Raw genomic sequence first — 9,261 nt, forward strand, 5'->3', positions numbered from 1 at the left:
ATTAATAAGTACTTATTATTTCTATATAAAAAGAACCTAGCACTTTATTTAGCACTAAGTTCCTAATTTACTTTATCTTATTTTTGTAGTAATTCAAAGTATCCTGATGGATGGAAGAAATATATTGATCCATTATCTTTATCTACTAAGTAAGCCATATCAGTTTCTAAATTTGGTAAAAATACATATCCTCTTATTCCTTTTTCTTTTATTGCTTCAAAAGTATTTTCATCACCTTGGTATGTATAAGTAAAATCAGATTTTTCAACGTCTTTTATATATTTATTTAAAACTGCTTCAGCTTCTGATTTTGTCATTCCTATTTGAACTTCTTCTTTTTCTTTATCTTTATCATCTTTTACAACTGTTTCATCAGCTGGTTTAGTAGATTCTTCTTTTTTACTTTCTTCTTTCTTATCATCTACTTTTATTTCTTCTTTTGAAGGTTGTTTATTTTCTACAACTGTAGTTTCAACTTTAACTGGTTTAGTAGTATTTTCGCTTTGTGTTGTTTTATCTTCAGTATCTTTTATAACTTGTGTATTTTCAGTATTTGTCGCTTGCTCAACTTTTACTGGTTTTACATTTTCTTGTCCATCTTTTTGTGAGATTGCATTTGTAATCGGAGTTATTAATAATGCTCCACTTAATAATAATGTTATAGCTATAATTCCTTTTTTCATTTTTCAACACTTCCTCATAATTTATTTTAAGATTTCTTAGTTTTTATTTTTTCTTTTATTTATACTATTATAATATCATTACCCCTTGAAAAATTACAGTTACACCCTTGTTACTTTGGATTACAAAATAGTAACATAGATAATTACAAGAATGTTACCATTTTTCAATATTTTGTGGGAAATGCTACAAAAAAACAGAGTCCTTTGTTGAACTCTGTTTTTTATTATATACAAACTTATTTATTTAATTTAAGGTAAGTTTCTAAACCTTCTTTTAAAATTGTTGCTGCCTTAGATAAATCTTTAGTATTCAATACATATGCCAGCCTTATTTCGTCAACTCCCAGGCCTGGTGTTTGATAAAATCCTTCAGCTGGACAAGGCATTACAGTTTCGCCATTTATATCAAAATCACTTAATAACCATTTAGTAAAATGATCTGCATCTTTTACAGGCAATTTTGCAACTATATAAAAAGCACCACTAGGTTTTTTACAAATTACTCCTGGAACTTTTATAAGTTCATTATAGAGTACATCTCTTCTTTGTCTATATTCTTCATTAACTTCTTTTAAGTATGAATTATCTGTTTTATAAAGCTCTATAGCTCCCAATTGCTCTAAAGTAGGCACAGATAATCTTGCTTGACATAGCTTCAGTATTCCTTCCATGAAAGGCTTATTTTTAGAAGCTAATGAACCTATTCTTGCACCACAAGCACTATATCTTTTAGAAACAGAATCAACAATTATTACTCTGTCTTTTACTTTGTCGAGAGTACCTATACTAACATACTCACCTTCATAAACAAATTCTCTATAAACTTCATCAGCTATTATCCATAAATTGTGTTCAACTGCTATATCTGCTACCATTTCTAATTCTTCTTTTGTATAAACTACACCTGTTGGATTACCTGGATTAGAAAATAGTATAGCCTTAGTTTTATCATTAATTTTTGATACTATTTCTTCTTTACCTGGTAAATGGAATCCATTTTCAGCTAAAGTCGTAATAGGGTTAATATTTACTCCTACAGATTTTGAGAAGTTAAAATAATTTGAGTAAAAAGGTTCAGGAACTAATACATTATCACCTTCATCGCAAATAGTAAGCATGGTAAATAATAAAGCTTCACTACCACCATTTGTAATCAAAATCTCATCATTTTTAAAGTCTAAATTATAATTTGTGTAATACTTTCTTATGGCTTCAATAAGTTCTGGCAAACCTTCTGATAATGCATATTCCAAAACTTCACCTTTATATTCTCTTATAGCTTTTAAGAAGCCTTCTGGCGTTATTATATCTGGTTGACCTATATTTAGATGATAAACTTTTTTACCCTGATTTTTTGCTTTTGCAGCAAAAGTTAATAATTCCATTATAGTTGATGGTGGAACTGATTGTATTCTTTTTGAAATATTCATAAAATGTCCTCCTAACTTACTTCTTCAAACTTAGAATTTCCATATGTAGCGAATAATATTTTGTAAATAATGATATAAATATTATTTACAAAATATAAAAAGCTAAGAATATGTCATTTACACATTCTTAGCTTTCTTTTATAAATTTTTTTCAAATTTTTCTATATTCATTTCTAAATTTTTTATTATAAATTCAATACAATTATCATCAAAAGGTGAGATTAAATTACCTGTTTTAACTATTTGTAAAAAAGACTCTGTTCCTCCTACTTTACAAATTCTCAAATAATCTTCCCATCCATTTTCTTTATTCTCCTCCATCTTCTTAAGGAATTGGAATGCGCAAATTTGTGCTAATACGTAGTCAATATAATAAAATGGATCTTTAAATATATGTCCTTGTTTAAAGAACCAACAACCTTTTTCTAGTATTTTATTGTCATCATAATCCCTATGTGGAAGATATTTTTTCTCTAAGTCTCTCCATACTGCTTTTCTTTCAGCTTTACTCATGTAAGGATTATCATATATAATATGTTGAAACTCATCTACTACAACACCATAAGGTAAGAATTTTATAGCTGAAGTTAAATGTGCAAATTTATATTTATCAGTATCCTCTTTAAAAAAAATATCCATCCAAGGATAAGTTATAAATTCCATACTCATAGAGTGAATTTCACAACTATCTAAAGTTGGGAAATTTATTTCTTGCATGTCTATATATCTAGACATAAATAATTGGAATGCATGACCTGCCTCATGAGTTAATACATCCATATCTTCGCTAGTTCCATTAAAGTTAGAGAAAATAAAAGGTGCTTTGTAATCTGGAATATATATACAATATCCTCCAGCAGATTTATTATGTTTAGTTTCTAAATCCATAAGGTCGTTTTCCAGCATAAAATCAAAGAACTCTTTTGTCTCTGTTGATAACTCATTGTACATTTTTATACCATTTTCTATTATGTAAGATGAATCTCCCTTAATAGTGGCATTTCCATCTAAAAATTCTAAGTTCTCGTCAATATAAGTTAATTTATCTAAGCTTAATCTTTTAGCTTGTTTTTCATATAATTTATTGCAAAGAGGCACTATATATTCTAGTACTTGTTTTCTCAATTTAACTACCATTTCTGGATTGTAATCCGTTCTATCCATTCTTATATAACCCAGTTCAGTAAAATTATTGAAGCCTAATTTTTTAGCCATATCATGTCTTACTTTTACTAAGTTATCATAAATTTCGTCAAATTCTTCTTCATGTATTTCAAAGTAGTTGTAATAAGCTTTAGATGACTCTTCTCTCTCTTTTCTATCTTGAGATAACATATATTTATAAAGTCCAGATAAATTCAATTCCTCATTGTTAAAATTAATCTTTGCTGAGGCTAATAATTTTGTATATCTAGACATTAATTTATTTTCTTCTTGTAAGTCAGGTATTATCTCTGGAGAAAAAGATTTTAAAGAGTATTCACATATTTTATAAAACTGTTCACTAAAATCATTTATTATATTTTCTTTAAATTTAGAGTTAACAATTACTTTATAAAAATCTGAATTTAACTCTGTATAAAGAGGCCCATACTCATCCCAGTACTGCGTTTCTTTTTCATAAAACTCATCTGCCGTATTTATACTATTTCTGATTGAAGCTAAAGTAGACATAGTTTCAATGTGCTTTCTAGTATTATTTAATTCCATTATATATGTATGTTGATCTTTATAATTATCAGCAGTTTTTATTTTATTTACTAAATCTAAAAATGATTTTTTTATTTCTCCATAATTAGGTCTTTCATATTTATAATCTTGAAATTTCATTTATTACCTCCTAATTTTTACAATAAATATAATTTATCATATACAAAGTTATTTTACAAAATTTTTCCCTTATATTTCTTCTAATAAAAATTGAATGTATTCTTCTTATCTCGTAATCTTTCTAGCTAAAGTAGCAGTCCAAACACCAACCATTGTAACTCCTAGCAACATTTCCACACATGAAAATAATACACTATAGCCTATGGGGAAAATATCTCCATATCCCACAGTTGTAAACGTAACTAAACTAAAGTAAAAGCAATCTATTAAATCCATATACATTAGTTTCCTAGGCAAATAAGATAATATATTTAAATTATAATGTATTATCCTTTCATTAACACAAAGACCTGAAAACATATATATAATTGAAAATATTAATACAATTTCTAAAGATGATATTAGGGCAAATGTTGGCCTTTCACCATACCCACATGAGTAATAAAAAATATTTGATTTTACTTTCTCCAATCCTTTTAAAGATTTTCTTTCTGCACATTTTGCAAGGTAGTAATATTCTCCTGCATAATTAAATAACCTATTTTTCTCAAATACAGCAGATATACTTTTGTATGCCTTAAATATATTTTCATATTCATTTTTATCTTTTTTATTTAACTTTAATAAATCTATAAACGTATTTTCATCTACTTTACTTATAAACTCATCTTCAAAACTTAGTAGATTTATATCCGTTCTTATAGTTTTCATGGATTTTAGATCACAATCAGAAAAAATTATACTATCAATAAAACATTGATTAAAAATACTATTTCTAATACTACTTAAAGAAATCTTAACTTCTGTAAATTTAACACTCTCAAATACTATATTTTTCATATTGGTTTTATAAAAGTTACACCTTTCAAATACACAATTTTCTTTAAATAAGACTATTATTTTTACTTCATCAATATCAAGGACCTCTTTATTCTCACCATATATTTCACTTATCTTGTACTTATTATCATCTCTATAACCTATCTTCAGATCATTTAGTTTATCATTACTTTTCATGCATCTTCTTTCTAGTTCTATATTTATTATCTTTCTATTTTTATCAAAATTATAAATTTGCATAATATCACCTTAATTTTATTGTTTAATATATATATTGATTTTTATTTTTTAAAATCCTTTATTGTTAAATATTTTTATTTTTCATTTTGTAATAATCTAAAAAAATTTTTAATATGTATTATATATAAAAATTTACTCCTTGATAAAATTGGAGGGATACTATGAAAAAGGATAATGAAGTTTTAGAGGATAAATTACCAAGAAACTGTTGTACCTTCTGCTCTCATTTAAGTTTGGAAGGACCTGATGAAAATTTTAGATACTATATAAAATGTATAATTAATAATAAAATACCAAATCCAAGTGACTGTTGTAAATTTTTCGATCAAGAACATACAAATCTAACAACTTGTGATTTAGATTATTTATATTTAGACTTTCTAGAAACCAGCCTTAGAATTAAGTATGAAGATTATCTTAATTCTTTGTATTGGCAATTATTTAAAGAAAATACTTTAAAAAAACACAATTATGCTTGCTCCAACTGTAACTCTATAGATGATGTGGATGTATACCATATAAATAAAAAATTAGGGCGCGAGACTGATGAAGATGTAGTTGTATTATGCAGTAAATGTCTTCCAAATAATAAAAAGTAATTGTATAAAATAATACAACTTACATATATTATTTTTAATATAGTTTGTAAAGGAGGTCTAAAAAATTGGATACTAGTTTAAGATGTGATGCAACAAGGTGTATACATAACAATAGCAATTATTGTTATGCAGGAAGAATAAGTATTGATGGAAGTCTTGCTGATGACATTGATGATACTTACTGTTCTACTTTTAAGGAAAAGGACTATCAGCAATTTACTAGTTCTATTTATGGAGAAAATAAGTTAGATCCTACCACTATACAAAATATAAAATGTGACGCAATAAAATGCTCACATAATGTTAATAAGTATTGTACAGCTAGTAAAATCAAAATAAATAGTGGAAATGCCAGCTGCGATATGTTTGTTGAGAAATAAATATTTAATATAGAAATTTTCAAATAAAAAAGAAGCTAATATTAGCTTCTCTTTTTATTCTTCATCAATTTCCGCACAAGTTTCTACTTGAATATTTTCTTTATTTTTTAAAGATTTAATACTTTCAATAACACTTTCATGAGTTAGTGACTTAGAATCAATATGACTGATTTTAAAAGCAATTTGTATGGCGTATCCTAATCCAAATCCACTTATTATTGTTCCAATTCCCACACTTCCTCCTAAGAACCAACCTACTGTTAATGCTGTTAATTCTATAATTGTTCTTATTGCGCCTACAGATTTTGATGATCGTTTATTTATAGCTAACATCAATCCATCCCTAGGACCACTACCAAGCGCTGGTTTTAAATATAATACAGTTGCTATAGCAGCTAAAATTATTCCTATTAACATCATAATAATCCCTGTAAATAAATTATTTGCATAAGGTACTATATTAAGTCCTTCAAATACATCTAAAAAAGTACCTATAAGTAATACATTGCCTAATGTAGCAAATCCAATTCCTTCTCCCATAAATGCATCAATTATTATAATTATAATTCCTACTCCTATAGATATTTGACCCATAGTAAAACCTGTTTTTAGAGAAATACCTTGATGAAGTACATCCCATGGACTAAGGCCAATATTCGCGTGTATCATTACTACTATAGCTAGACCATACACTATAAATCCTAGTAATAATCTGGTTACAACTCTAATTATTTTATTCATAATATATTCCCCTCTCCTCAAATTAATCATAACAAATAAATGTAACATTAGTAACTTAATTTAAAAATTAAATATAAAAATTCGCTTCTCTTGAGCGACATGTCTGCGAATCATTTCTTTACCACTTCAACCCACTGTGTAGGCGACATGTAATTTTAAGCCACATCGTTGGCGCTCCACTTTAGGTAACAACTTTCTAAAAGGCTCTTTTTTTACAATTCTATACTCTTTGATATTTTTTATTCCATAACTTATCAACAAATATAATAGTATCAGTGTACTTGTAATAAAAAAAGACATATCATAAGATATGTCCAGAATGTATGTTTTATTACACTTCACAATTCTCTATTTGTATTATGTAATCATTGCAATGTTTACATATAATGGTACTTACTATATAACTATCATCTACAAGATTTGCTCTAGATAATTTGTTAAATGATTTCCCTTTATAATCTTTATCAATAGTACTTATTACATATTTTCCATCCTTAGTATAAATATAAAAATGATATTCTAAAAATGGGAAGAATTTTTCTTTTTCTTTTATGCCTTTTAAACACTTTGGACATGCTTCTATATAAAACTCTTCATCAAATATTATTTCTTCTGGAGAGTTATTTAATAATTCTATAATCATATCCCTATCAATATTTTTAACTGGCTTTTCATCATCATTGATTAATTCATCAAAATTTTCATCATTTAATATGTATTCTTTTTCATCAAAAGTAAATTTAAACATTTGGTCACCTCTTTTATTTTCTAAACTTAAAATAACATTAATCTTATTATAATATGAAATAATTAAATATCAAGGCTATATACTAAAAAATACCAACAAGTTTTACTTATTGGCATTTTAATTATTTGTTTATTCAATTTCAGATTTAAAAGGTGTCGGATCACTAATAGCTTCTCTATACTCATCATGAGTTATATAACCTTGGTCATACATATGCTTTAGAACTACCTTTTGTCTTCTTTTGGCCTCATCATGTTGCATATATTTAGCAGGATTATTTGTAATTCCTGCTAACATGGCACATTCACTTAAATTTAAATCTCTAACATCCTTACCAAAATAAGTTTTAGCTGCATCAGCCACACCATAACTTGCTTTACCAAAGTATATATTATTTAAGTAAGCTCCTAAAATTTCATTTTTTGTCATTATCTTATTCATCTGCATAGCATTATACATATCTCTAATTTTACGTTTCATAGTTTTATCTTCGCTGGTTAACAAGTTTTTCGATACTTGCATATCTATAGTACTTCCACCTTGTGTTGATTCTGATAAAATATTATTTACAACAGATCTAACTAAAGATTTATAGTCAACTCCCTTATGTTTATAAAATCTCTTATCTTCTGTTGCAACAATAGCATATTTTAAATTATCTGGTATTTCATTGATTGGCACTATATTTTGAGATACATAACTATTGTAAATTAAATCTTTGGTAACATCAGGAGCTCCTTTAAGTGATACTGCTATCAACACAGAAGCGAATATACTTCCTACAAATGTTAACATTAGTAAAATAGTTAAGCATTTTTTAATTATACTATATGCTTGTCGTCTTTTTTTATCTCTTTTTTTGTAAAACAATTCTTTTTCTAGCTCAAAATCTTCATCTATTTCGTTTCTATTAATTCTATTAATTTCTTGTTTATTTTCAGGATTAACTATATTTTCTTGTTTATGAATTTTATTTGAATTACTAGAACTAATTTTTTTTCTTCTTATCTTATTATCACTACTATCATAATAACTCATATATACCTCCTTACTTGTTAAATTAATTATACATTGTAAATTAAAATAAATCAAAGTACAAAATTGTAATATTACGTCATGTCGAATGTAAGGTATAAATGATAAATATGTTGAAAAATATCTATATTAAAAGAATTCTATAAGCTACTTGTAATAAATATATTAAATATTTAGTACTTTTATAGTTTTCTCTTTTTTAATATCACTTAAGTTCTCAAAAACTAGTTTAAGTGGTGTATTTTTTTCTTCCAATGCTACTCCTATCTTTATTTGTTTGCGTTCTCCACTTTCTAAAGTTCCCACAAATCCTAAGCATTTATTTTGCGTTTGTATGAATGTTTGTAGTTTTTTATCGCCTTGATAAATAGAATAATTTATATTGGACAACTCTACACAATCTAATCCTGTATTAGTTATATCCATAGTAATAATAGAGTACACTTCATATATTTCATCTAAACTTATAGTACTATTTATTGTTTCCATATCCGTAATTTCTATTTCAATATCTTTATCATTAATATTATTTATATGAAGTACATTTTGGAAATCATTATTCTTATTAAAACAATAAGATGTATTATTATAAATGCATAATGTAAATAATATAATTAAGCAAATTGTAAACTCTTTTTTCATGATACTCCTCCTTGTTAAAGATATTTTAGCCAAAAAATAGAAATATATTAATGAATTTTTAAATATATATTTTAGAATTCATTAATATATTAT

10 protein-coding genes are annotated in these 9,261 nt (G+C 26.1%); 2 read left to right on the top strand and 8 right to left on the bottom strand.

Annotated features, from left to right (window positions below):
- Window positions 1–77 precede the first annotated feature (77 nt).
- From QX51_RS19505 to QX51_RS09790, 4 genes are all read right to left on the bottom strand, one after another.
- Window positions 78–683: a hypothetical protein gene (locus QX51_RS19505; protein ID WP_052232984.1), complete on the bottom strand. Its 606-nt coding sequence runs from the start codon at window positions 681–683 to the stop codon at window positions 78–80.
- A gap of 236 nt (window positions 684–919) precedes the next feature.
- The gene (locus QX51_RS09780; protein WP_039679731.1) at window positions 920–2,113 is read right to left on the bottom strand and encodes a pyridoxal phosphate-dependent aminotransferase; all 1,194 of its coding nucleotides are present in this window, start codon (window positions 2,111–2,113) and stop codon (window positions 920–922) included.
- 138 nt (window positions 2,114–2,251) lie between these two features.
- On the bottom strand, window positions 2,252–3,943 hold the full coding sequence (locus QX51_RS09785; protein WP_039679732.1) for a M3 family oligoendopeptidase: 1,692 nt from the start codon (window positions 3,941–3,943) through the stop codon (window positions 2,252–2,254).
- A 105-nt stretch (window positions 3,944–4,048) separates the two neighbouring features.
- On the bottom strand, window positions 4,049–5,023 hold the full coding sequence (locus QX51_RS09790) for an ion channel (RefSeq protein WP_039679733.1): 975 nt from the start codon (window positions 5,021–5,023) through the stop codon (window positions 4,049–4,051).
- 161 nt (window positions 5,024–5,184) lie between these two features.
- Here QX51_RS09790 and QX51_RS09795 point away from each other — a divergent pair, with 161 nt between their 5' ends.
- Window positions 5,185–5,622, top strand: coding sequence for a hypothetical protein (locus QX51_RS09795; RefSeq protein WP_039679734.1), 438 nt, complete (start codon window positions 5,185–5,187; stop codon window positions 5,620–5,622).
- Window positions 5,623–5,687: 65 nt separating this feature from the next.
- On the top strand, window positions 5,688–6,002 hold the full coding sequence (locus tag QX51_RS09800; protein WP_039679735.1) for a DUF1540 domain-containing protein: 315 nt from the start codon (window positions 5,688–5,690) through the stop codon (window positions 6,000–6,002).
- Between the two features lie 54 nt (window positions 6,003–6,056).
- Here QX51_RS09800 and QX51_RS09805 read toward each other — a convergent pair whose 3' ends face one another.
- The 4 genes from QX51_RS09805 to QX51_RS09820 form a co-directional block, all read right to left on the bottom strand.
- Window positions 6,057–6,743, bottom strand: a complete 687-nt coding sequence (locus QX51_RS09805; protein WP_039679736.1) for a YczE/YyaS/YitT family protein — start codon at window positions 6,741–6,743, stop codon at window positions 6,057–6,059.
- Window positions 6,744–7,074: 331 nt separating this feature from the next.
- Window positions 7,075–7,491, bottom strand: coding sequence for a DUF3785 family protein (locus tag QX51_RS09810; protein ID WP_039679737.1), 417 nt, complete (start codon window positions 7,489–7,491; stop codon window positions 7,075–7,077).
- 129 nt (window positions 7,492–7,620) lie between these two features.
- Window positions 7,621–8,529: a transglycosylase domain-containing protein gene (locus QX51_RS09815; protein ID WP_039679738.1), complete on the bottom strand. Its 909-nt coding sequence runs from the start codon at window positions 8,527–8,529 to the stop codon at window positions 7,621–7,623.
- Window positions 8,530–8,691: 162 nt separating this feature from the next.
- A complete protein-coding gene (locus tag QX51_RS09820; RefSeq protein ID WP_039679739.1) occupies window positions 8,692–9,168 on the bottom strand; it encodes a DUF4352 domain-containing protein in 477 nt (158 codons plus the stop codon).
- Window positions 9,169–9,261: the final 93 nt, after the last annotated feature.

The sequence above is a fragment of the Terrisporobacter othiniensis genome (assembly GCF_000808015.1).
In the GTDB taxonomy this organism is placed as follows: Bacteria; Bacillota; Clostridia; order Peptostreptococcales; family Peptostreptococcaceae; genus Terrisporobacter; species Terrisporobacter muris.

Coding starts and splice junctions, on each gene's coding strand:
- QX51_RS19505 (WP_052232984.1), bottom strand. CDS start 683: ATGAAAAAAGGAATTATAGCTATAACATTATTATTAAGTGGAGCATTA.
- QX51_RS09780 (WP_039679731.1), bottom strand. CDS start 2,113: ATGAATATTTCAAAAAGAATACAATCAGTTCCACCATCAACTATAATG.
- QX51_RS09785 (WP_039679732.1), bottom strand. CDS start 3,943: ATGAAATTTCAAGATTATAAATATGAAAGACCTAATTATGGAGAAATA.
- QX51_RS09790 (WP_039679733.1), bottom strand. CDS start 5,023: ATGCAAATTTATAATTTTGATAAAAATAGAAAGATAATAAATATAGAA.
- QX51_RS09795 (WP_039679734.1), top strand. CDS start 5,185: ATGAAAAAGGATAATGAAGTTTTAGAGGATAAATTACCAAGAAACTGT.
- QX51_RS09805 (WP_039679736.1), bottom strand. CDS start 6,743: ATGAATAAAATAATTAGAGTTGTAACCAGATTATTACTAGGATTTATA.
- QX51_RS09810 (WP_039679737.1), bottom strand. CDS start 7,491: ATGTTTAAATTTACTTTTGATGAAAAAGAATACATATTAAATGATGAA.
- QX51_RS09815 (WP_039679738.1), bottom strand. CDS start 8,529: ATGAGTTATTATGATAGTAGTGATAATAAGATAAGAAGAAAAAAAATT.
- QX51_RS09820 (WP_039679739.1), bottom strand. CDS start 9,168: ATGAAAAAAGAGTTTACAATTTGCTTAATTATATTATTTACATTATGC.